Genomic DNA, 21566 nt, shown 5'->3' with positions numbered 1-21566 from the left:
GCCGTGCTCGCTCCTTCCCCTCACTCCTCCCCGCCCTCGCCCCTTCCCGCCCGCACCTCTCCCCGCTCCCGTTCCTCGTCACCCACGGCGCGCGACCGCGCCGCCGCACGGCGCAGCCGGTGGTGGCGGGCCGCGCCCGTCCCGGGGCCCTGCTCGCCGACCGCCTCGCCGACCATCGCCCGCACCGCGTCCCGTACGCCGTGCAGCGCGTGGTGCCGGGCCGGGCCCGCGCCCGGGTCCTCGCGCAGCTCCTTCAGGAGCGACCAGCACAGGCCCAGCATGACGAGCACGAAGGGCAGTGCCACCAGGATCGTCGCCGTCTGCAGCGAGTTCAGCCCGCCGGCGAGCAGCAGGACGGCGGCGACCGCGGCCATCAGGACGCCCCAGGTCACCACCAGCCAGGTGGGCGGGTGCAGCGCGCCGTGGCTGGTGAGCGAGCCCATCACCAGCGAGGCCGAGTCCGCGCTGGTGACGAAGTACGTCATGACCAGCAGCATCGCGATGTACGAGGTGACCGTGCCGATCGGCAGGGCGTCCAGCATCGCGAAGAGCGAGGCCTCCGCGCCGTCCTTCACCGCGCCCGCCAGGTCGGCGGCGCCCGTCGAGTCGAGCCGGATCGCCGTGCCGCCCATGACGCAGAACCAGATCACCGTGGCGCCGGAGGGCACGAGCAGCACCCCGAAGAGGAACTCGCGCACGGTACGGCCCCGGGAGATCCGCGCGATGAAGGTGCCCACGAACGGCGCCCAGGACAGCCACCACGCCCAGTAGAAGATCGTCCAGGCCCCGAGCCACGCGCGGTCCGAGAACGCGCCCGTACGGCTCGCCATCGGCAGCAGCTGGTGCAGATAGCCGCCCACCGAGGCGGGGATCGTGTCCAGGACGTACACGGTCGGGCCGAGCAGGAAGACGAACAGCATCAGCGCGGCGGCGAGCACGATGTTCAGCGTCGAGAGCCACTTCACGCCCTTGTGCAGGCCCGAGAAGGCCGACAGGACGAACGCCGCCGAGAGCGACACGATGATGACCAGCTCGGTGGCGGTGGAGTCCTTCACGCCCATGGTGAGGTTCAGGCCCTCCGCCACCTGGAGCGCGCCGAGGCCCAGGCTGGTCGCGGTGCCGAAGACCGTCGCGAACACCGCGAGCAGGTCGATCGCCTTGCCCGGCCAGGACCGCGCCCGGCGCTCGCCCATCAACGGCACGAACGCGGCGCTCAGCGTGTTGCCGCGGCCCTTGCGGAAGCCCGCGTAGGCGAGGGCGAGGCCCGCCATGCCGTAGATGGCCCACGGCGTGAGGGTCCAGTGGAAGAACGAGTACTCCATCGCCGTCCGGGCCGCGGCGCCGGTCCCCGGCTCGACGCCGGTCGCGGGCGGCGGGCTCAGATAGTGCTGGAGCGGTTCGCCCACCCCGTAGAACATCAGGCCGATGCCCATGCCCGCGCTGAACATCATCGCGATCCACGCCAGGTCGGTGAACTCCGGCTCGGAGTCGTCCGCGCCGAGCCGGATCCGGCCGAAGCGGCTCAGCGCGATCACCACGCACAGCACCAGGAAGACGTCCGCCGCGGTCACGAACAGCCAGGCGAAGTTGCCGAGGACCCAGCGGAGCGCGGTGGAGGAGGCGTCGTCGAAGGAGTCCTTGCCGAGCGCCGCCCAGCCGACCACCGCGACGACGGCCGCCATCCCGATGCCGATGACCTTCCGGTCCGGTCCGGGGTCCTGGACGGGGCGCGGTCCGGGGCTCTGATCGATCGGTTCCGTGCTCATGTCGCCCCACTATGGTGCGGAATATCGCCTTATCAGGGGGTGGCACGCCGTCTTCCCGTACGGATAGGGTCGGCCTCGGCGCGACTGCCTGTTCGAAAGCAAGGGATGCAAGGTGACGGACGGAGCAGTAACTGAGGTCGCACGCGTGCTCGTCGCGGCCGACAAGTTCAAGGGTTCGCTCACGGCCGTACAGGTCGCGGAGCGGGTCACAGCAGGACTGCGACGGGTCGTCCCGGAGCTCGAGGTGGAGACCCTGCCCGTCGCGGACGGCGGCGACGGCACCGTGGCGGCGGCCGTCGCGGCCGGGTTCGAGCGGCGCGAGGTCACCGTGACCGGGCCGGTCGGCGAGCCCGTCACGGCCGCTTTCGCGCTGCGCGGGACCACCGCGGTCGTGGAGATGGCGGAGGCCTCCGGCCTCCAGCTGCTCCCGGCCGGAGTCTTCGCCCCGCTCACCGCCACCACGTACGGCTCCGGAGAGCTGCTGCGTGCCGCGCTCGACGCGGGCGCCACCTCGATCGTCTTCGGTGTCGGCGGCAGCGCCACGACCGACGGCGGCGCGGGCATGCTCGCCGCGCTCGGCGCCCGCTTCCTCGACGCCGACGGCAAGCCGGTCGGCCCCGGGGGCGGAGCCCTCGCCGGGCTCGCGTCCGCCGACCTGTCGGACGTCGACCCGCGCTTCGCCGACGTCGACCTCGTCCTCGCCAGCGACGTGGACAACCCGCTGACCGGCCCGAAGGGCTGCGCCGCCGTGTACGGCCCGCAGAAGGGCGCCACCCCGGAGGACGTCGAGACCCTCGACGCGGCCCTCGCGCACTACGCGCGCATCCTGGAGAAGGCGATCGGCCCCAGGGCCGCCGAGCTCGCCGCCTCCCCGGGCGCGGGCGGCGCGGGCGGCATCGGCTACGGCGCGCTGCTGATCGGCGCGAGCTTCCGCCCCGGGATCGAGCTGATGCTGGACGTCCTGGGCTTCGCCCCGGCCCTGGAGCGCGCCACCCTGGTGATCACCGGCGAGGGCTCCCTCGACGAGCAGACCCTGCACGGCAAGGCCCCGGCGGGCGTCGCCGCGGCGGCGCGTGCGGCCGGCAAGGACGTCGTCGCGGTCTGCGGCCGCCTCGCGCTCGCCCCCGAGGCCCTGGGCGCCGCCGGCATCCGCCGCGCCTACCCGCTCTCCGCCCTGGAGCCCGACCCCGCGAAGTCCATCCCGAACGCGGGCCCGCTCCTGGAACAGGTCGCTTCGGACATCGCGCGGGACTTCCTGGCGTAGGCCGTCTCTTCCGGGTCTTGGCAAAATCCGCGGTGGCGGCACACGGGCGAGGACCGTCCGCCGCCCTGCGGACGGCCCGCCCCGCCAGGCCCTCCCGTCGTGTGACCCGCCTCACATCCCGATCCTGTCAGGAATCGCCTCGCTGTCCCGCTCAACCTCCGGGAAGCAAGCGAAACGACAGGAGAAGACGCATGAAGCACCGCATCGTCGTCCTGGGCGCCGGCTACGCCGGGGCCTACGCGGCAGGGAACCTCGGCCGTCGGCTGTCCCCGACGGACGCCGAGATCACTGTGGTCAACGCCGAACCGGACTTCGTGCAGCGGGTGCGGCTGCACCAGTTCGTGGCCGGCCAGGAGATCGACGCTCCGAAGCTCGCCGACATCTTCGCGGGAACCGGGGTACGGCTGCGCGTGGGCCGGGTCACCGCCGTCGACCCCGCACGCCGGGTGGTCGCGGTGACCGGCGCCGACGGAGGCGAGCTCGCCTACGACACGCTCGTCTACACCCTCGGCAGCCGCGTCGCCGACCACGGCGTCCCCGGCGTGGCCGAGCACGCCTTCGACGTCACCGGCCGGGCATCGGCGCTGCGCCTGCGGGAGCACCTGGACGAGCTGGAGCACCGGGCCGGGCGGGGCGAGGACCGGAACGTGCTGGTCGTCGGCGACGGGCTGACCGGCATCGAGACCGCCACCGAGGTCGCCGAGTCCCGGCCCGGCCTGTCGGTGACGCTCGTCGCCCGCGGCGAGCTGGGCGCCCGGCTGTCCGCCGGAGCCCGCGGCCACCTGCGCAGCGCCTGCGACCGACTGGGCATCACCGTCGTCGAGCACACCGTCGTCGAAGCCGTCGAGCCGACCCGGGTGCGCTGCGCCGACGGCACGGTCCTCGCGTCCGACGCGACCGTCTGGACGGCCGGCTTCGCCGTCGACCCCATCGCCGCGGCCGGCGGCCTCGAGGTCACCGACAACGGCCGGATCGTCGTCGACGGCAGCATGCGGTCGGTCTCGCACCCCGACGTCTACGCCGCCGGCGACGCCGCGTACGCCATCGGCGACAACGGCCTGCCGGTGCCGATGTCCTGCGCCTCGGCCGGCTACACCGGCATGAGGGCGACCGAGGCGATCCTCGGGCGCCTGACCGGCCGCAAGATCGGTCACACCAGCCTGACCTACCTCGGCAACCACATCAGCCTCGGACGGCGGGACGGGATCCTGCAGATGGTCGACGGGAAGGGAATCGCGAAGCCGACGTATCTCGGCGGTCGGAACGCCGCCCGGATCAAGGCGGGCATCCTCCGGATGTCGCTGTGGACCACCTCGCACCCCACCTTCGGCATCCCCAAGCGCCAACACCGTGTCGCGGCCCCTGCGTTGACCTCCGCCGAGCAGGCGGCGGCCGCGTAGCCACCCACTAAGGTGATCAACGTGGACAGCACCACCGCGGATCGCTTCGACACCAGCCGGTTCGAGGCCAGCCGGAACCGGCTGGCCTCGCTGGCGTACCGCCTCCTCGGCTCCGCCGTCGACGCGGAAGACGTCGTCCAGGACGCCTTCCTGCACTGGCAGGCCGCCGACCGGCAGCGGATCAAGGTGCCCGAGGCATGGCTGACCAAGGTCGTCACCAACCTGTGCCTCGACCGGCTCCGCTCGGCACAGGCCCGCCGTGAACGCACCGCCGGCGCCTGGCTGCCCGAACCGCTCCTCGACGGCGACCCGATGCTCGGCCCCGCCGAATCGTTCGAGCAGCGCGAATCGGTCTCCCTGGCCGTGCTGACGCTGATGGAGCGCCTGTCGCCCTTCGAGCGGGCCGTCTACGTCCTGCGCGAGGCGTTCTCGTACAGCCACGCCGAGATCGCCGACATCCTCGACGTCAGCGAGGCCGCGAGCCAGCAGCACCTCCACCGGGCCCGGCGGCACGTCGCCACCGCCCGCCGCCGTGGCGGCGACGGCGAGGTCGACCCCGCCGCCGCCCGCAGGATCGTCGAGGAGTTCCTCGCCGCGGCCACCTCGGGCCGTACCGAACGGCTCGTGGCGCTCCTCACCGACGACGTGACCGCGGTCTCCGACGGCGCGGGCCTGACCGCGAAGCTGGTGCGGTTCGACACCCCGGAGCGCGTCGCCGCCGTCGCACGGGCCGGCTTCACCCCCACCGCCGCGAAGCGGCGACTCGCCGGCGGCACGCCCGTCGTCCACTACGCGTTCGTCAACGGCGCGCCCGCCATGCTCTTCGTCGTCGGCGACCAGGTCATCGGTGCCGTCACCTTCGACATCGCCGACGGCAGGATCGCGACCGTACGGGGCATCGCCGCGCCGGCCCGCCTCACCCGCCTCAACGAGGCCTGGCGCCACCACGAACCGGACACGCCGCTCGTCGCCCGGTGGTGACCCGCACGCGGGGACGCGGCGACATACCGCCGTAACACGTGGGTGCGAGCCTCAGGCGCATGAACGACGTACACAGAGAAGAGAAGCGGCCCGGCGGCGAGGCGGAGATCCGGCGACTGACGCCCGCGGAGGTCCGTGAGCGGGCCTCCGACGGCCTGGGCGCGCTCCTGGTGGACGCGGTGGCCGGCGGAGCCTCCATCGGCTTCCTGGCGCCCCTGGACCCGGCCGAGGCCGCCGCCTGGTGGAACGAGGTGGCCGACACGCGCGAGATCTGGGCGGCGTACGGAGCCGAGGGCGGGGTTCTGGGCGTCGTGACCCTCGTGCGCGACGCCAAGGCGAACGGACGGCACCGCGGCGAGATCGCGCGGCTCGTGGTGCACCGCGACGCCCGCGGCCGGGGCATCGGCGCCCGGCTGCTCGCCACCGCCGAGGCGCACGCCGCCGCGACCGGCCTCAGCCTCCTGGTCCTGGACACCGAGACCGACAGCCCCGCGGAGCGGCTCTACCGCGCGGCCGGCTGGACCCCGGCGGGTGTCATCCCGGACTTCGCCGCCGACCCGGGCGGCACCCTCCGCCCCACGACCCTCTACTACAAGCGCCTGGGCCGCTGACGGCCTGCGCGCCGCCCACGGCACAGGAAAGGGCCCCGGACGCGATCCGCGTCCGGGGCCCTTCCCGTCAGTCCTTGCTACGGCAGCTGCGCCGCCTGCGCCTGCCGCGCCTCCCGGCTCTCACGCCGGTTGTCGCGGAAGGTGTTCACTCGCCGGGCCGTCGCGAAGAGGGGGATCACGGCGCCCAGCACCACCTGCAGCGCGCAGCCGGTCTGGAGCAGGAGCTGTCCGCCCGGGGCGTCGAACGCCCAGGCCGCCAGCATGCCCATCGCTCCGACGATCCAGCTGAGCATCGCCACCGCGAGGACACCCCGCGGCTTCGGGTACTCCACCCGGCTCACCATCAGCCACGCCGTGCCGATGATCGCGAGCAGGGTCGGGATGAACGGCAGCTCGAGCAGGATGATCGAGACGACCGTCAGCGCGCCGAAGGGGCTCGGCATGCCCTGGAACATGCCGTCCTTCATCGTCACGCAGGAGAACCGCGCGAGCCTCAGCACCACCGCGAGCAGCACCACGATCGCGGCCACCGCCGAGACCTTCTGGTGCGCGTCGTCCGCGACCATGCCGTACACGAGCACGAAGTAGGCCGGCGCCAGACCGAAGCTGATCAGGTCCGACAGGTTGTCGAGCTCGGCGCCCATCGGGGAGCTGCGCAGCTTGCGCGCGACGATCCCGTCGAACAGGTCGAAGATCGCCGCTCCCAGCATCAGGATCACGGCGGTCGCGGCCGAGTGCCGCGCCATGCCGGTCTCCACGCCGCTGCCCGTGAGGTGCGGGATGAGGATGCCGGTGGTGGTGAAGTACACCGCCATGAAGCCGCACGTGGCGTTACCGAGCGTGAGGGCGTCCGCTATGGACAGCCTCATCGACAGCGGCATCTCCTCGGCCTCGTCGACGCCCTCCGCCTCGGCGACCCATTCGGCCGCCCGTGTGTCGGGATCAATCACGGTCAATGCGAGTCACCCCCGCGGTCGTGGGCTGACCGACCTCGACCGCCACCTCGACACCCTCCGGCAGGTAGATGTCGACGCGCGAACCGAAGCGGATCAGTCCGATCCGGTCACCCTGCTCGACCTTCGTCCCCTGCGGGATGTACGGCACGATCCGCCGGGCCACGGCGCCCGCGATCTGGACCATCTCGATGTCACCGAGCTCGGTGTCGAAGTGCCAGACAACGCGCTCGTTGTTCTCGCTCTCCTTGTTGAACGCCGGCACGAAGCCGCCGGGGACGTGCTCCACGGACGTCACCGTGCCGGCCAGCGGCGCGCGGTTGACGTGGACGTTCAGCGGGCTCATGAAGATGGCGACGCGGGTGCGTCCGTCCTTCCACGGCATGATGCTCTGCACCACGCCGTCGGCGGGCGAGATGACCCGGCCCTGAGCGATCTCGCGCTCGGGGTCGCGGAAGAACCACAGCATGCCGGCCGCGAGAGCGGTGGCCGGCACGGCGATGGCCTTGGCGGCGGTCGACTTGCGCGCGCGCGCGAGGCTCAGCGCCGCGGTGGCGACGGTCGGCAGAAGCCACGGCGATGCTCCGCGTGCGATGCGTGCGCCCTTGAGGCTGTCGCGGTGTGCAGAGGTTTGGCTGTGGGGCATGGATGACCTTCGTAGCGGATGATGCCGCACTGGCAACGGGGGACGGCGGCTTTCCGGCGATGCTATCGGTTGCGGGCCGCAACTGGGCAAGCCAGAAGCCGAGTCGGAGGCCGGAAGCCGAACACAGGGTGTGATCTTCTTCGCGGCCATACCGACCCAAACGCGACAATCAACCCTGGAAGCGGTACTCCTCGAGCAGCCGACGACCAATGATCATTTTCTGGATCTCGGCGGTACCTTCGCCGATGAGCAGCATCGGTGCCTCACGGTAGAGGCGCTCGATCTCGTACTCCTTGGAGAACCCGTAGCCGCCGTGGATACGGAAGGCGTCCTCGACGACCTCCTTGCAGTACTCGGAGGCGAGGTACTTCGCCATCCCTGCTTCAAGGTCGTTTCGTTCCCCGGAGTCCTTTTTGCGTGCTGCGTTCACCATCATGGCATGAGCGGCCTCGACCTTGGTAGCCATCTCGGCCAGCTTGAACTGAATCGCCTGGTGCTGGGCGATCGGCTTTCCGAAAGTGTGACGCTGTTGGGCATACTGGACGCCCAGCTCGAAGGCACGCTGCGCGACGCCGCAACCACGGGCCGCCACGTTCACGCGGCCGACCTCGACGCCGTCCATCATTTGGTAAAACCCTCGGCCGGTGACCCCGCCGAGGACACGATTGGCCGGAATGCGCAGTCCGTCCATGATGAGTTCGGTCGTGTCGACGCCCTTGTAACCCATCTTCTCGATCTTGCCCGGGATGGTGAGGCCGGGACGGACCTCTCCGAAGCCGGGCTCCTTCTCGACGAGGAAGGTCGTCATCGACTTGTGCGGGGCGGTGCCCTCGGGGTGTCCTTCGTCACTTCGGACGAGAACGGCCACCAGCGTTGACGTGCCACCGTTCGTCAGCCACATCTTCTGGCCGTTCAGGACGTACTCGTCGCCGTCCTTCACCGCCTTCGACGTGATCGCCGACACGTCCGAGCCGAGACCCGGCTCCGACATCGAGAACGCGCCGCGCACCTCGCCGGCCGCCATCCGCGGAAGGAAGTACTCCTTCTGCTCCTGGGTGCCGTGCTGCTTCAGCATGTACGCCACGATGAAGTGGGTGTTGATGATGCCGGACACCGACATCCAGCCGCGCGCGATCTCCTCCACGCACAGCGCGTAGGTGAGCAGCGACTCACCCAGGCCCCCGTACTCCTCGGGGATCATCAGACCGAAGACGCCGAGCTCCTTGAGCCCGTCCACGATCTGCTGCGGGTACTCGTCACGGTGCTCGAGCTCCGTGGCGACCGGGATGATCTCCTTGTCCACGAAGTCCCGGACCGTGGAGAGGATCTCCTGCTGGACGTCGGTCAGACCGTGGGTCTGGGCGAGTCGCGCCATGACTACTTCCCCTGTTCCTTCAGCTCGGGGCGGCCGGGCTGCTCGCCGCCGCGCGCGTCGATGTACTCGGCCGTCGGGACCATCACCTTGCGGCGGAAGACGCACACCAGGGTGCCGTCCTGCTTGTAGCCCTTGGTCTCGACGTAGACGATGCCGCGGTCGCTCTTCGACTTCGACGGCGTCTTGTCGAGGACGGTCGTCTCGCCGTAGATGGTGTCGCCGTGGAAGGTCGGCGCCACGTGCCGCAGCGACTCGATCTCCAGGTTGGCGATCGCCTTGCCGGAGACGTCCGGCACGGACATGCCGAGCAGCAGCGAGTAGATGTAGTTGCCGACGACGACGTTCTTCTTGAAGTCCGTCGTGTTCTCCGCGTAATTCACGTCCATGTGCAGCGGATGGTGGTTCATCGTCAGCAGACAGAAGAGATGGTCGTCGTACTCGGTGACCGTCTTTCCGGGCCAGTGCTTGTAGACGGCGCCGATCTCGAACTCTTCGTAGGTGCGGCCGAACTGCATGGGTCTTACGCCTCCGGGATCTCGAACTTCGACGTGCGCTGCATGCCGGCGGCCCGGCCCTTGCCCGAGATGACCAGCGCCATCTTGCGGGAGGCCTCGTCGATCATCTCGTCGCCGAGCATCGCCGAGCCCTTCTTCCCGCCGGCCTCGGACGTGTAGTAGTCGTACGCGTCGAGGATCAGCTCGGCGTGGTCGAAGTCCTCCTGCGAGGGCGAGAAGATCTCGTTCGCCGCGGCGACCTGGTCCGGGTGCAGCACCCACTTGCCGTCGAAGCCCAGGGCGGCGGCGCGCTGCGCGACCGCGCGGTAGCCCTCCTGGTTGCGGATCTGGAGGTACGGGCCGTCGATCGCCTGGAGGTTGTTGGCGCGGGCGGCCATCAGGATGCTCATCAGGATGTGGTGGTACGCGTCCGCCGGGTAGCCGGGCGGCTGCTCGCCGACGACCAGGGACTTCATGTTGATGGAGGCCATGAAGTCGGCCGGGCCGAAGATGATCGTCTCCACGCGCTGCGAGGCCTGGGCGATCGCGTTGACGTTGGTCAGGCCCTGCGCGTTCTCGATCTGCGCCTCGATGCCGATCTTGCCGACCTCGAAGCCCATGGTCTTCTCGATCTGGGTGAGCAGCAGGTCGAGCGCGACGATCTGCTCGGCGCTCTGCACCTTCGGCAGCATGATGCAGTCGAGGTTCTGGCCGGCGCCCTCGACGACCGTGACGACGTCGCGGTACGTCCAGTGGGTCGTCCAGTCGTTGACGCGGACCACGCGGGTCTTGCCGGTCCAGTCACCCTCGTTGAGGAACTTCACGATGGTGTGCCGGGCCTCCGGCTTGGCCAGCGGCGCGCAGGCGTCCTCGAGGTCCAGGAAGACCTGGTCGGCGGCGAGGCCCTGGGCCTTCTCCAGGAACCGCGGGTTGGAGCCGGGCACCGCGAGGCACGAACGACGCGGGCGCAGGCGGTTCACGGGGCTGGTCATGCGGGGACCTCCGTACTTTCAAGGGGGCTGAGCTGGTTGGCTTTGCGGATCTCGTCGACGATACGGCCGATGATCCCGGTGATGCCGAAGTCCTTCGGGGTGAAGACGGCGGCCACGCCCGCCGCCCTGAGCTCCTCGGCGTCGGCGTTCGGGATGATCCCACCGACGACGACCGGGATGTCGGCCGCGCCGGCGGCCTTCAGCCGGTCGAGGACGTCCGGCACGAGCTGGGCGTGCGAGCCGGAGAGGATCGACAGGCCGACCGCGTGCACGTCCTCCTCCAGTGCCGCGTCCACGATCTGCTCCGGCGTCAGCCGGATGCCCTGGTAGACCACCTCGAACCCGGCGTCGCGGGCCCGCACGGCGATCTGCTCGGCGCCGTTGGAGTGCCCGTCGAGGCCCGGCTTGCCGACCAGGAAGCGCAGCTTGCCGACGCCCATGTCCTGGGCGGTGCGGTCCACCTTGCGGCGCACCTCGGCCAGCGGGGAGCCCGCCTCGGCCGGGACGGCCACCGGGGCGGAGGAGACACCGGTCGGGGCCCGGAACTCGCCGAAGACCTCGCGCAGCGCCCCGGCCCACTCGCCGGTGGTGACGCCGGCGCGGGCGCACTCCAGGGTGGCCTCCATGAGGTTGTCGGTCCCCTTGGCGGCCTCCTTCAGCCGCTCCAGGGCCTTGCAGGGCCGCGGATGGTTGAAGGGCGGCTGGTAGCGGGTGTCACGCCACGTCCGCAGGGCGGACACGACGCGGGCCTCGACGGCCGGGTCGACCGTCTGGATCGCGGTGTCCAGGTCGGCGGTGAGCGGGTTGGGCTCGGTCGTCTCGAAGATGTTGACGCCGACGATCTTCTCCTCGCCCGACTCGATGCGGGCACGGCGCTCGGCGTGCGAGGAGACCAGCTGCGCCTTCAGGTAGCCGGACTCGACGGCGGCCATGGCACCGCCCATCTCCTGGATCCGCTCGATCTCCGCCAGGCACTCGGTGACCAGGGCGTCCACCTTGGCCTCGATGACGTGCGAGCCGGCGAAGATGTCCTCGTACTCCAGGAGGTCGGACTCGTGCGCGAGCACCTGCTGGATGCGCAGCGACCACTGCTGGTCCCAGGGGCGCGGCAGTCCGAGCGCCTCGTTCCAGGCCGGCAGCTGGACGGCACGCGCGCGTGCGTCCTTCGACAGCGTCACGGCCAGCATCTCCAGGACGATCCGCTGGACGTTGTTCTCCGGCTGGGCCTCGGTCAGACCGAGCGAGTTGACCTGGACGCCGTAACGGAAGCGGCGCTGCTTGGCGTCCTCGATGCCGTAGCGCTCGCGGGTGATCGTGTCCCAGATGCGGCCGAAGGCGCGCATCTTGCACATCTCCTCGATGAAGCGGACGCCCGCGTTCACGAAGAACGAGATGCGGGCGACGACCTCGCCGAACCGCTCCTCGGGCACCTGGCCCGAGTCGCGGACGGCGTCGAGGACGGCGATCGCGGTGGACATCGCGTACGCGATTTCCTGGACCGGCGTGGCCCCCGCCTCCTGCAGGTGGTAGCTGCAGATGTTGATCGGGTTCCACTTCGGGATGTGGTTGACCGTGTACGCGATCATGTCCGTCGTGAGGCGGAGCGAGGGGCCGGGCGGGAAGACGTGCGTCCCGCGCGACAGGTACTCCTTCACGATGTCGTTCTGGGTGGTGCCCTGGAGCCGGGTGATGTCCGCACCCTGCTCCTCGGCGACCACCTGGTAGAGCGCCAGCAGCCACATGGCGGTGGCGTTGATGGTCATCGAGGTGTTCATCTGCTCCAGGGGGATGTCCTGGAACAGCCGCCGCATGTCACCGACGTGCGAGACGGGCACCCCGACGCGGCCGACCTCGCCGCGGGCGAGGATGTGGTCCGGGTCGTAGCCGGTCTGCGTGGGCAGGTCGAACGCGACCGAGAGGCCGGTCTGGCCCTTGGCGAGGTTCCGCCGGTAGAGCTCGTTCGACGCCTCGGCGGTCGAGTGGCCGGCGTAGGTCCGCATGAGCCACGGCCGATCCTTCTGACGCTCTGTCATCTATGGTCCCTGGGTCAGAGGTTGCGGTGTCAGATGTTGCGGAAGCGGTTGATGGCGTCGATGTGCTTCTCGCGCATCTCCGGGTTGCGGACGCCGAGGCCCTCCTCCGGGGCCAGCGCGAGCACGCCGACCTTGCCCTGGTGCAGGTTGCGGTGGACGTCGTAGGCGGCCTGGCCGGTCTCCTCCAGGGAGTAGACCTTCGACAGGGTGGGGTGGATCTTGCCCTTGGCGATCAGGCGGTTGGCCTCCCACGCCTCGCGGTAGTTGGCGAAGTGCGAGCCGATGATGCGCTTCAGCGACATCCACAGGTAGCGGTTGTCGTACTGGTGCATGTAGCCCGAGGTGGAGGCGCAGGTGGTGATGGTGCCGCCCTTGCGCGTGACGTAGACGCTCGCGCCGAAGGTCTCGCGGCCGGGGTGCTCGAAGACGATGTCGATGTCCTCGCCGCCGGTCAGCTCGCGGATCTTGGAGCCGAAGCGCTTCCACTCGCGCGGGTCCTGGGTCTGCTCGTCCTTCCAGAACTTGTAGCCCTCGGCGTTGCGGTCGATGACCGCCTCGGCGCCCATGGACCGGCAGATGTCGGCCTTCTCGGGGGAGGAGACGACACAGATCGGGTTGGCGCCGCCGGCCAGCGCGAACTGGGTGGCGTACGAGCCGAGGCCGCCGCTCGCGCCCCAGATCAGGACGTTGTCGCCCTGCTTCATGCCGGCGCCGTTGCGGGAGACCAGCTGGCGGTACGCGGTGGAGTTCACCAGGCCCGGGGCCGCGGCCTCCTCCCAGCTCAGGTGCTCCGGCTTCGGCATCAGCTGGTTGGACTTGACCAGGGCGACCTCGGCCAGGCCGCCGAAGTTGGTCTCGAAGCCCCAGATGCGCTGCTCGGGGTCGAGCATCGTGTCGTTGTGGCCGTCCGAGGACTCCAGCTCGACCGAGAGGCAGTGCGCGACGACCTCGTCGCCGGGCTGCCAGGCGTTGACGCCCGGGCCGGTGCGCAGGACGACGCCCGCGAGGTCGGAGCCGATGACGTGGTACGGCAGGTCGTGGCGCTTGGTGAGCTCGGAGAGGCGGCCGTAGCGCTCCAGGAAGCCGAAGGTCGACACGGGCTCGAAGATCGAGGTCCACACCGAGTTGTAGTTCACGGAGCTGGCCATGACGGCGACCAGGGCCTCGCCCGGGCCCAGCTCGGGCAGCGGGACCTCGTCCAGGTGGAGCGACTTGCGCGGGTCCTTGTCGCGGCTGGCCACTCCGGCGAACATCTCCGCCTCGTCCTTGTGGACGGTCACGGCGCGGTACGACTCGGGGAGCTTGATGTTGGCGAAGTCGGCCGAGGTGGACTCGGGCGACTGGATCGCGTCCAGGATGTCCTTCACGGGATGCCTCCGGCGGTGCGGCGTCTGAGGGGGACGCGCTGAGGGTTACGTCGGGGTTGCTGCTGTGGAGGTGTGCCGTCGGTTCGGCGTGGTGGTGCTGTGGCGGCGCCTGGTGGGGCGCGAGGGTGCCTGTGACGCAGGCGTCCGGGCGCACGAGCAGGATCGCTTGTGGGGACAGCCGGCGCACGAGGTGGTCTCTGCGCGCCGGCCGCCCGGACAGCATCAACGTATGGCACGCCGTGTCACCTGACAAGGCACTGCGTGCCAACAATTTCACTCAGATGCAATCTGGTGGTCACGGATGAGCGATGATCGATCGAAAATGCCCCTGAACTGGGCGTATGCGTCTCCGGACACGACGAGGGCCGCCCCCGGAAGCGGGGGCGGCCCTCGTCGTGGAGCGGTTGGCGGGCGGTTCAGCCCTTCTTCAGTGCCTCTTGGATGGTCCGCATGACCTCGTCGAGCGATGCGTCCGTCCGGGCGACGGCGACCACCACGTCGCCCGTGGTGGACGCGGTGGCGGCCGGTACGGGCGCGGCGGCCGGAGCGACCGGGGCGGCCGGCTCGGCGGTGGCCGGGCTGCCGGGCGTCGCCGGCCGCGCGCCTATGCCCGTGCCGAAGGTCTCGCGCACGATCGCGAAGGCATGGTCCAGCTGGGCCTCGACGTCGCCCTGGCCGCCCGCGCGCAGCCAGCGACGCAGCACGTGGTTGTGCGCGGTGACCACCGCGGAGGCGGCCACTTCCGCGAGCAGCGGGTCGTCGTTGCCGTCGTGGTGGTCGCGCTCGTCGAAGTGGCCGAGCAGATAGCGGGTGAAGAGGCGTTCGTAGCGGGCCACAGAAGCGATCTCGCGCTCCCGCAGCGTCGGCACCTCACGGGTGAGCCGGTACCGCGCCACGGAGACCGCGGGCGAGCCCGCGTACATCTTCATGACCTCCTTGATGCCCCGGCACACCGTGTCGAGCGGGTGCTCGTGCGGCGGGGCCGCGTTCAGCACCGCCTCGGCCCGCACCAGGGTGTCGTCGTGGTCCGGGAAGATCGCCTCTTCCTTGGAGCGGAAGTGCCGGAAGAAGGTGCGCCGCGCCACCCCGGCCGCGGCCGCGATCTCGTCGACGGTCGTGGCCTCGTAGCCCTTGGTGGCGAACAGCTCCATGGCCGCGGCGGCCAGCTCCCGGCGCATTTTCAGCCGCTGCGCGGCGGCACGGGTCCCCGCCGCGCTCTCCGGGGAGTCGGGCGTGGACGTGGCACGGGGTGTCTTCGCGGCCTTGGACATGTCCCGAACGTACTGCATCGGAGCGGGAGTGTGCCCAGGTGGGGGAGGGGAGCCCGGCCCGGCACCCGCGGTGCCCGGCGGGCTGAGCAGCCCTCCCCATCCCCCGTACGACCCGTCGGCGGCCTCAGCGGCGGGCATATTCGCGGAAGCCACGCCCCGTCTTCCGGCCCAGGCAGCCCGCGGCCACCAGGTGCTCGAGCAGCGGCGCCGGGGCCAGACCCGGGTCGCGGAACTCGCGGTGCAGCACCTTCTCGATGGCGAGCGAGACGTCCAGGCCGACCACGTCCAGGAGCTCGAACGGGCCCATCGGGTAGCCGCCGCCCAGCTTCATCGCGGCGTCGATGTCGTCCAGGCTCGCGTAGTGCTCCTGGACCATCTTGATCGCGTTGTTCAGGTACGGGAAGAGCAGCGCGTTGACGATGAAGCCGGCCCGGTCGCCGCAGTCCACGCCGTGCTTCTTGATCTTCGCCGTCACCTCGCGGACGGTCGCGTGGACGTCGTCCGAGGTCAGGACGGTACGGACGATCTCCACCAGCTTCATGGCCGGCGCCGGGTTGAAGAAGTGCATCCCGATGACGTCCTGCGGGCGCGAGGTGGCCTTCGCGCACGCGACGACCGGCAGCGAGGAGGTGGTGGTGGCGAGCACCGCGCCCGGCTTGCAGATCTTGTCCAGGCGGGCGAACAGGTCCTGCTTGATCTCCAGGTCCTCGGCGACCGCCTCGACCGCCAGGTCGACCTGGGCGAAGGCGTCGAGCGAGCCGGCCGGCAGGATCCGCGCCAGCGTCTCGTCGCGGGCCTCGCCGGTCATCCGGCCCTTGTCCACGGAGCGGGCCAGGGACTTGGCGATCCGGGCCTTGGCGGTGTCGGCCTTCTCCTGCGAGCGGGCCGCAAGGACGACCTCGTAACCGGCCTTCGCGAAGACCTCGGCGATGCCGGAAGCCATGGTGCCCGAGCCGGCCACGCCGACGGAGCGGACCTCACGGCCGCCGGCGGCGGCGACCGAGTCGAGCGGGGTGAGCGCGTCGCGCACCACGGTGGCCGAGCCGGGAGCCTCGTAGGTGTAGAAGCCGCGGCCGGACTTGCGGCCGGTCAGGCCCGCCTCGCTGAGCTGCTTGAGGATCGGGGCCGGGGCGTGCAGCCGGTCCCGCGAGGAGGCGTACATCGCCTCCAGGACGGTACGGGCGGTGTCGATGCCGATCAGGTCGAGCAGCGCCAGCGGGCCCATCGGCAGACCGCAGCCGAGCCGCATGGCCGCGTCGATGTCCTCGCGCGAGGCGTACTTGGCCTCGTACATGGCGGCGGCCTGGTTGAGGTAGCCGAAGAGCAGGCCGTCGGCGACGAAGCCGGGGCGGTCGCCGACCGCGACGGGCTCCTTGCCGAGCTCCTGCGCGAGGCGGGTGACGGCGTCGACGGCCCGGGGGTCGGTCAGCACCGAGGAGACGACCTCGACCAGCTTCATCGCCTGGACCGGCGTGAAGAAGTGGAGTCCGAGGACGCGCTCCGGGTGCGCGGAGTCGGCGGCGAGCCGGGTCACCGAGAGCGCGTTGGTGCCGGTGGCGAGGATGGTGCCGGGCCGGACGATGCCGTCCAGGGTCCGGAAGACCTCCTGCTTGGTCTCGTACGACTCGGGAACGACCTCGATCACGAGGTCGGCGTCCGCGGCGGCCTGGAGCTCGGAGTAGGTACGGAACCGGGCGAGGACGTCCTGCCGCTCCTCCTCCGTGATGCGCTCACGGGCCACCGCGCGGGCGGTGGAGGCCTCCAGGGCGGCGACGGCCTTGGCTGCCGCGGTCTCGTCGATGTCGATGCCGATGACCTCGCGGCCGGCCCGGGCCAGGACATCGGCGATGCCCGTGCCCATGGTGCCGAGACCGACGACGGCGATGGTGGAGAGAGGGGTGTCCATCAGGGGACTCCTGGGAGGAAGAGTGACGACTGAAGGCAGCGCGCGGAAAAAGAGGAAGGCGCGATGAGCCCGGAGGGCGGAAGAGAGCCCGGAGGGCGCGGGAAATCAGGAGACGGACCCTGTCCCGGAGTCACGTCGAAAACTGCCGAACCGAACGAACACCCACGGCGGCTGCGTCACCAGGCCGTCGTGAGAAGTGCGGGGGGTGGCCCGCTCACCCGAGATTAACTGCCCGGTAACGAGCACGCCAGTCCTGGCAAGTTGGGAAAGTGTGATCTGGATCGCGGATAGCCTCGGATTCATGGAAATCGCTGCGGAACTCCCCGAGGATCCCGAATTCTGCTCGATGATCGATCGTTTGCGTGAAGAGATCGGGAATGCCGAAGGGGCCGTTCCCGCCGCATTCGAAGAACTCGCCGGGCCACTCGGTGCGGAGGAACTCCACCGCGTGCTCACCGCGCCCGGGCAGCCGCTCTGGGCCCGCGAGATCGCTGCCTTCCGGCTCGGCCTGGCGGGTGACCCGCGCGCCTTCGAGGCGCTCGTGCTGCTCCTCAACCACCGCGACCCGGAACGCTGCGTCTCCGCCGCCCACGCCCTGACCCGCCTCGGCGACCCCCGCACCGCGCGGGCCGCCGCGGCACTCGCCACCAACGAACTCCGCGTCGCCTACGCCCTCCTGCCCGTCCGCCTCCTCGCCGGCCTGCGGGCTCCGGAGAGCGTCCCGGCCCTCGTCACGGTCCTCCGGCGCAGGCTCGCGCCCGGCGACCCGCACTGGCGGGTCGGCCTGGCCTGCGTCGAGGGCCTCGGCACGCTGGGCGACCCGGCCGCCCGCGAGGTCCTGGAGGCGGCTCTGCCGCACCCGAGGTTCGGGGGAGCGGCACGGGAGGCGCTGGGGCGTGTCGGCGGCAGGCCTTAAGTGGCCTGTCGGGCCGGATCATGGCCGGGACCCCGGCTATCCGGCCCTGATCCGCCGTCCAGGACCCTAGGCCGTCTCTTCCGGATCTTGGCCGGGTCCGCGGCGTCTGGCACGGCACCTCGCCGCGTTGCCGAAACGCCCCGATAGCTCCGCTATCGCGACGCTCCGGCGCCTTGCGATGCACCGCACCAGACGCCGCGGCCTATCCGGCCCTGATCCGGAAGAAACGGCCTAGACGGTCCGCCGGTCCTCGGGTATCAGCGCGAACGCCTCGATCTCGAGGAGCAGTTCCGGCCGCACCAGGGCGGTCACCTGGACCGCCGAGCTCGCCGGGAGGGGAAGAGTGCCGAAAGCGGCGTCGCGGGCCGCGCGGACCGCGGGCAGGTGCGCCATGTCGGTGACGAAGTACGTCAGCTTCACGACGTCCCCGAAGTGCGCGCCGGCAGCGGCCAGACAGCGGCCGAGGTTCGCGAACACCTGGCGGGCCTGAGCGGCCGCGTCCCCGGCGCCGACGACCGCGCCCTCCGTGTCGAGGGCGATCTGGCCGGACACGGCCACGAACCGGCCTGTGCCCCACACGACGTGGCTGTACTGCGGGCTGGGGGCGAGGCCGTCGGGGGCGGGGACATGGGTCAGGTGCGTGCTCATGGCGCACATCCTCACCCACGCCACTGACAATCCCGCTGCCGCCGGCCGTCGACGATTCCCGGGGGAGTCTCAGCGCACGTGCCCGAGCATCCCGTGCAGGGTGGCGCCGGCGTCCGCGGCGTTCCCACGGGCCGCCTTGGCCTTGGCCTTGGCGGGCTCCGGCTCCGGCAGGGTCTCGCAGACCGCGTCCGCCTCCGAGCCCTCCGTCCCGCGCGGCACCTTTCCGGTGGAGAGGTAGGCGGCGAGGTGCTCGTCCATGCAGTCGTTCCCGGCGAGCGTCACGCCGTGGTTGCCACCGCCCTCCTCGACGACCAGGCTGGAGCCGCGGACCATCCGGTGCAGGGCGACCCCGCCCTCGTACGGAGTGGCCGCGTCGTCGGTGGCCTGGAGGACGAGCACCGGCGGCAGCCGGTCGTTCGTGACGTCCGGCGGGGTCAGCGACTCGACCGGCCAGAACGCGCACGGCGCGTTGTACCAGGCGTTGTTCCAGGTGGAGAACGGCGCCTTGGCGTGGGTGTCCCAGTTGTCCTTGCGCCAGACGTTCCAGTCCCGCGGCCAGGCCGCGTCGCGGCACTGGACGCTCGCGTAGACCGAGTAGCCGTTCTCGGCGGCGGCGTCCGACGCGGCGAAGTCCTCGTAGGCCTTCACCAGCGGAGCGCCGTCCCGCTCGTTGACGTACGCCGAGAACGCGGCGGCGAGCTTCGGCCAGTAACCGTTGTAGTAGCCGCCCGGCAGGAACGTGTCCTCCAGCTCGCCGGGGCCGACCTTGCCGCTCGCGGGCCTGGTGCGCAGTTCCTCCCGCATCCCGTACCAGGCGGCCTCGACGGCGGCCGGGTCGGTCCCGAGCCGGTAGGCGTCGTCGTTGCGGGCCACCCAGGCGGCGAAGTCCTTGTGCCGGGTGTCGAAGGCGTAGTCCTGGGCGAGGTTGTCCTCGTACCAGACGCCGTGCGGGTTGACGACGGAGTCCAGCGCCATGCGCCGCACCCGCTCCGGGTGGAGCCGCGCGTACACGGCGCCGAGGTACGTGCCGTAGGAGTAGCCGAGGTAGTTGAGCCGCGGCGCGCCGAGCGCCGCGCGGATCGCGTCCATGTCGCGGGCGGTGGAGACGGTGTCGATGTACGGCAGGACGTCGGCGTACTTCTCGCCGCAGGCCTTGGCGAAGGCCTGGGCGCGCTCGACGCCCGCCCGCTCGCCGTCGGCGCCGCCGGGCACGGAGTCGGGGCGCACCGGGTCGAAGTGGCCGGGGAGGCAGTTCAGGGCGGGTTCGCTCTTGCCGACGCCACGCGGGTCGAAGCCGATGACGTCGTACTGCGCGGCCACCTTCGCGGGCAGCGCGGCGGCGACGTAACCCGCCAGGCCGCGCCCGCTGCCGCCGGGGCCGCCGGGATTGACCAGGAGCGGGCCCTGGAAGGTCTTCGCGGTGTGCGCGACGCGGGTCAGGGCGAGCGCGATGCTCCGCCCGGCCGGGTCGTCGTGGTTCAGCGGCACCTTCAGGGTGGCGCACTGGAGCTTCGGATAGGCCTTGGTCGGACAGTCCGTCCAGGTGAGCGGGGTCAGGGGGCGGGCGGCCGGCCCGGTTCCTGTCGCGGCGGTGGCCGTGGCGGTGGCGGGCAGGACGGTGACCGTCCCGGCGACCAGCGCCCCAGCGGCGATCAGCATTCCTGCGCGGGGTCTCATACGGCGTCCGTGCCCCGTGCGCGGCGCATCAGGACCTTTTCCGGCGAGAGTTGACCCGTTCGGCGGACGTGACGCACCGTCAAGGGGAGTGGCACTTACAGGAGGGTGAGCTGCTCCGGACCGGGGGAGGGTTCCGGCACGCGCGCGTGGTGGTCGGGCAGGGGCGTCCCGCGGTGCGACCTTGAGGCCTCCCGCCTGCCGGGCCCTATGCCGAACTCGTCGGCGAACTCGTGCACCTGACGGGTGATCCGGCGCTGGTACCAGGTCGGCGCGTAGGCCCCGCCCGCGTACATGCGCTCGTAGCGGCCGACCAGACCGGGGTGGTGACGGCCCAGCCAGGTCATGAACCACTCGCGGGCGCCGGGCCGCAGATGGAGCACCAGCGGGGTGACGGAGGTGGCGCCGGCTTCGGCGATGGCGCGCACGGTGGCGCGCAGCTGCTCGGGCCGGTCGCCGAGGAAGGGGATGACCGGGGCCATCAGGACCCCGCAGCCGATGCCGTGCCCGGCGAGGGTGCGCACGACGTCCAGGCGGCGCTCGGGGGCCGGGGTGCCGGGCTCGACCGTCCGCCACAGCTCGTGGTCGGTGAAGCCGACGGAGACGGAGACGCCGACCTCGGTGACGTCGGCGGCCTGCCGGATCAGCTCCAGGTCGCGCAGGATCAGCGTCCCCTTGGTGAGGATCGAGAACGGGTTGGCGTGGTCGCGCAGCGCCTCCAGGATGCCCGGCATGAGCCGGTAGCGGCCCTCCGCCCGCTGGTAGCAGTCGACGTTGGTGCCCATCGCGATGTGCGCGCCCTGCCAGCGCCGGGAGGCGAGCTGGGTGCGCAGCAGCTCGGGCGCGTTCACCTTGACGACGATCTGCGAGTCGAAGCCGATGCCGGTGTCGAGGTCCAGATAGCTGTGCGTCTTGCGGGCGAAGCAGTACACGCACGCGTGCGTGCAGCCGCGGTACGGGTTGACCGTCCACTCGAACGGCATGCGGGAGGCGCCGGGCACGCGGTTGACGATGGACCGGGCCCGCACCTCGTGGAACGTGATGCCGCGGAACTCGGGTGTGTCGAACGTACGGGTGGTGACCGCGTCCGTGCCGAACAGCGCGATGTCGGCGGGAGCGGCGGGGGCCGCGGGAGTGTCGGCCAGATGGTCCCAGCGCATGGACGCCTCCTCGGTGACGGGTGGTCCCAGATTAGAACACATGTTCCCTTGATCGCCGCAACCCGGATTTCGCGCCCCGGCCCCCAGGTGATTGGCTTGGGGCACATCC

At 71.1% G+C, this 21566-nt stretch carries 18 protein-coding genes; 5 read left to right on the top strand and 13 right to left on the bottom strand.

The features are described from left to right. Window positions 1-20: 20 nt before the first annotated feature. Window positions 21-1766, bottom strand: coding sequence for a BCCT family transporter (locus tag ACFVGS_RS14595; RefSeq protein ID WP_385692631.1), 1746 nt, complete (start codon window positions 1764-1766; stop codon window positions 21-23). A gap of 112 nt (window positions 1767-1878) precedes the next feature. Here ACFVGS_RS14595 and ACFVGS_RS14590 point away from each other — a divergent pair, with 112 nt between their 5' ends. The 4 genes from ACFVGS_RS14590 to ACFVGS_RS14575 all read left to right on the top strand — a co-directional run bounded on the left by ACFVGS_RS14590 (window position 1879) and on the right by ACFVGS_RS14575 (window position 6022). Then, window positions 1879-3030 (top strand): glycerate kinase, encoded by a 1152-nt coding sequence (locus tag ACFVGS_RS14590; protein ID WP_384419685.1) that lies wholly within the window; start codon window positions 1879-1881, stop codon window positions 3028-3030. Between the two features lie 191 nt (window positions 3031-3221). Next, window positions 3222-4430, top strand: a complete 1209-nt coding sequence (locus ACFVGS_RS14585; protein ID WP_385692630.1) for an NAD(P)/FAD-dependent oxidoreductase — start codon at window positions 3222-3224, stop codon at window positions 4428-4430. 21 nt (window positions 4431-4451) lie between these two features. Further along, complete coding sequence (locus ACFVGS_RS14580; RefSeq protein WP_384419692.1) at window positions 4452-5411, top strand: sigma-70 family RNA polymerase sigma factor; 960 nt, start codon at window positions 4452-4454, stop codon at window positions 5409-5411. A 59-nt stretch (window positions 5412-5470) separates the two neighbouring features. Then, complete coding sequence (locus ACFVGS_RS14575; protein ID WP_385692629.1) at window positions 5471-6022, top strand: GNAT family N-acetyltransferase; 552 nt, start codon at window positions 5471-5473, stop codon at window positions 6020-6022. A gap of 77 nt (window positions 6023-6099) precedes the next feature. Here ACFVGS_RS14575 and pssA read toward each other — a convergent pair whose 3' ends face one another. The 9 genes from pssA to ACFVGS_RS14530 form a co-directional block, all read right to left on the bottom strand. Continuing rightward, complete coding sequence (pssA, locus tag ACFVGS_RS14570; RefSeq protein ID WP_384419719.1) at window positions 6100-6972, bottom strand: CDP-diacylglycerol--serine O-phosphatidyltransferase; 873 nt, start codon at window positions 6970-6972, stop codon at window positions 6100-6102. Continuing rightward, window positions 6965-7621 (bottom strand): phosphatidylserine decarboxylase, encoded by a 657-nt coding sequence (locus ACFVGS_RS14565; RefSeq protein ID WP_384419698.1) that lies wholly within the window; start codon window positions 7619-7621, stop codon window positions 6965-6967. Before ACFVGS_RS14565 ends, pssA begins: the two co-directional genes overlap by 8 nt. 169 nt (window positions 7622-7790) lie before the next feature. Next, a complete protein-coding gene (locus ACFVGS_RS14560) occupies window positions 7791-8996 on the bottom strand; it encodes an acyl-CoA dehydrogenase family protein (RefSeq protein WP_384419701.1) in 1206 nt (401 codons plus the stop codon). A 2-nt stretch (window positions 8997-8998) separates the two neighbouring features. Beyond that, a complete protein-coding gene (locus ACFVGS_RS14555; RefSeq protein ID WP_128981445.1) occupies window positions 8999-9511 on the bottom strand; it encodes a MaoC family dehydratase in 513 nt (170 codons plus the stop codon). A 5-nt stretch (window positions 9512-9516) separates the two neighbouring features. Continuing rightward, the gene (locus tag ACFVGS_RS14550) at window positions 9517-10482 is read right to left on the bottom strand and encodes an HpcH/HpaI aldolase/citrate lyase family protein (protein ID WP_384419704.1); all 966 of its coding nucleotides are present in this window, start codon (window positions 10480-10482) and stop codon (window positions 9517-9519) included. Then, the gene (locus ACFVGS_RS14545) at window positions 10479-12515 is read right to left on the bottom strand and encodes a protein meaA (RefSeq protein ID WP_384419707.1); all 2037 of its coding nucleotides are present in this window, start codon (window positions 12513-12515) and stop codon (window positions 10479-10481) included. The genes ACFVGS_RS14550 and ACFVGS_RS14545 overlap by 4 nt, the downstream gene beginning before the upstream one ends. Window positions 12516-12544: 29 nt before the next feature. Beyond that, a complete protein-coding gene (ccrA, locus tag ACFVGS_RS14540) occupies window positions 12545-13882 on the bottom strand; it encodes a crotonyl-CoA carboxylase/reductase (RefSeq protein WP_384419710.1) in 1338 nt (445 codons plus the stop codon). A gap of 416 nt (window positions 13883-14298) precedes the next feature. Next, window positions 14299-15153 carry a TetR family transcriptional regulator gene (locus ACFVGS_RS14535; RefSeq protein WP_384412152.1) on the bottom strand — a complete coding sequence of 285 codons (855 nt, stop codon included), beginning with the start codon at window positions 15151-15153 and terminating at the stop codon, window positions 14299-14301. Between the two features lie 124 nt (window positions 15154-15277). Continuing rightward, entirely contained in the window at window positions 15278-17059 is a 1782-nt protein-coding gene (locus ACFVGS_RS14530) for a 3-hydroxyacyl-CoA dehydrogenase family protein (protein WP_385692628.1), read from the bottom strand. 301 nt (window positions 17060-17360) lie between these two features. On the opposite strand from ACFVGS_RS14530, the gene ACFVGS_RS14525 reads away from it, so the two are divergent. After that, window positions 17361-17975: a HEAT repeat domain-containing protein gene (locus tag ACFVGS_RS14525; protein WP_384412156.1), complete on the top strand. Its 615-nt coding sequence runs from the start codon at window positions 17361-17363 to the stop codon at window positions 17973-17975. Between the two features lie 231 nt (window positions 17976-18206). Here the strand turns inward: ACFVGS_RS14525 and ACFVGS_RS14520 are convergent, their stop codons facing one another. The 3 genes from ACFVGS_RS14520 to ACFVGS_RS14510 all read right to left on the bottom strand — a co-directional run bounded on the left by ACFVGS_RS14520 (window position 18207) and on the right by ACFVGS_RS14510 (window position 21457). Beyond that, entirely contained in the window at window positions 18207-18623 is a 417-nt protein-coding gene (locus ACFVGS_RS14520) for a RidA family protein (protein ID WP_385692627.1), read from the bottom strand. 69 nt (window positions 18624-18692) lie between these two features. Beyond that, a complete protein-coding gene (locus tag ACFVGS_RS14515; RefSeq protein ID WP_385692626.1) occupies window positions 18693-20300 on the bottom strand; it encodes an alpha/beta hydrolase in 1608 nt (535 codons plus the stop codon). A 95-nt stretch (window positions 20301-20395) separates the two neighbouring features. Next, on the bottom strand, window positions 20396-21457 hold the full coding sequence (locus ACFVGS_RS14510) for an Rv2578c family radical SAM protein (protein ID WP_384412161.1): 1062 nt from the start codon (window positions 21455-21457) through the stop codon (window positions 20396-20398). Window positions 21458-21566 lie beyond the last annotated feature (109 nt).

The organism is Streptomyces sp. NPDC127114 (assembly GCF_042677525.1).
GTDB lineage: Bacteria > Actinomycetota > Actinomycetes > Streptomycetales > Streptomycetaceae > Streptomyces.
The sequence above is the reverse complement of the archived record's forward strand: the minus strand, read 5'-3'. Positions and strand labels throughout refer to the sequence as shown.

Bases quoted from the DNA above. Each gene is read 5' to 3' on its own strand.
- ACFVGS_RS14595 (WP_385692631.1), bottom strand. From the start codon at position 1,766: ATGAGCACGGAACCGATCGATCAGAGCCCCGGACCGCGCCCCGTCCAG.
- ACFVGS_RS14585 (WP_385692630.1), top strand. From the start codon at position 3,222: ATGAAGCACCGCATCGTCGTCCTGGGCGCCGGCTACGCCGGGGCCTAC.
- ACFVGS_RS14575 (WP_385692629.1), top strand. From the start codon at position 5,471: ATGAACGACGTACACAGAGAAGAGAAGCGGCCCGGCGGCGAGGCGGAG.
- ACFVGS_RS14565 (WP_384419698.1), bottom strand. From the start codon at position 7,621: ATGCCCCACAGCCAAACCTCTGCACACCGCGACAGCCTCAAGGGCGCA.
- ACFVGS_RS14560 (WP_384419701.1), bottom strand. From the start codon at position 8,996: ATGGCGCGACTCGCCCAGACCCACGGTCTGACCGACGTCCAGCAGGAG.
- ACFVGS_RS14555 (WP_128981445.1), bottom strand. From the start codon at position 9,511: ATGCAGTTCGGCCGCACCTACGAAGAGTTCGAGATCGGCGCCGTCTAC.
- ACFVGS_RS14550 (WP_384419704.1), bottom strand. From the start codon at position 10,482: ATGACCAGCCCCGTGAACCGCCTGCGCCCGCGTCGTTCGTGCCTCGCG.
- ACFVGS_RS14545 (WP_384419707.1), bottom strand. From the start codon at position 12,515: ATGACAGAGCGTCAGAAGGATCGGCCGTGGCTCATGCGGACCTACGCC.
- ACFVGS_RS14535 (WP_384412152.1), bottom strand. From the start codon at position 15,153: ATGTCCAAGGCCGCGAAGACACCCCGTGCCACGTCCACGCCCGACTCC.
- ACFVGS_RS14530 (WP_385692628.1), bottom strand. From the start codon at position 17,059: ATGGACACCCCTCTCTCCACCATCGCCGTCGTCGGTCTCGGCACCATG.
- ACFVGS_RS14525 (WP_384412156.1), top strand. From the start codon at position 17,361: ATGGAAATCGCTGCGGAACTCCCCGAGGATCCCGAATTCTGCTCGATG.
- ACFVGS_RS14520 (WP_385692627.1), bottom strand. From the start codon at position 18,623: ATGAGCACGCACCTGACCCATGTCCCCGCCCCCGACGGCCTCGCCCCC.
- ACFVGS_RS14515 (WP_385692626.1), bottom strand. From the start codon at position 20,300: ATGAGACCCCGCGCAGGAATGCTGATCGCCGCTGGGGCGCTGGTCGCC.
- ACFVGS_RS14510 (WP_384412161.1), bottom strand. From the start codon at position 21,457: ATGCGCTGGGACCATCTGGCCGACACTCCCGCGGCCCCCGCCGCTCCC.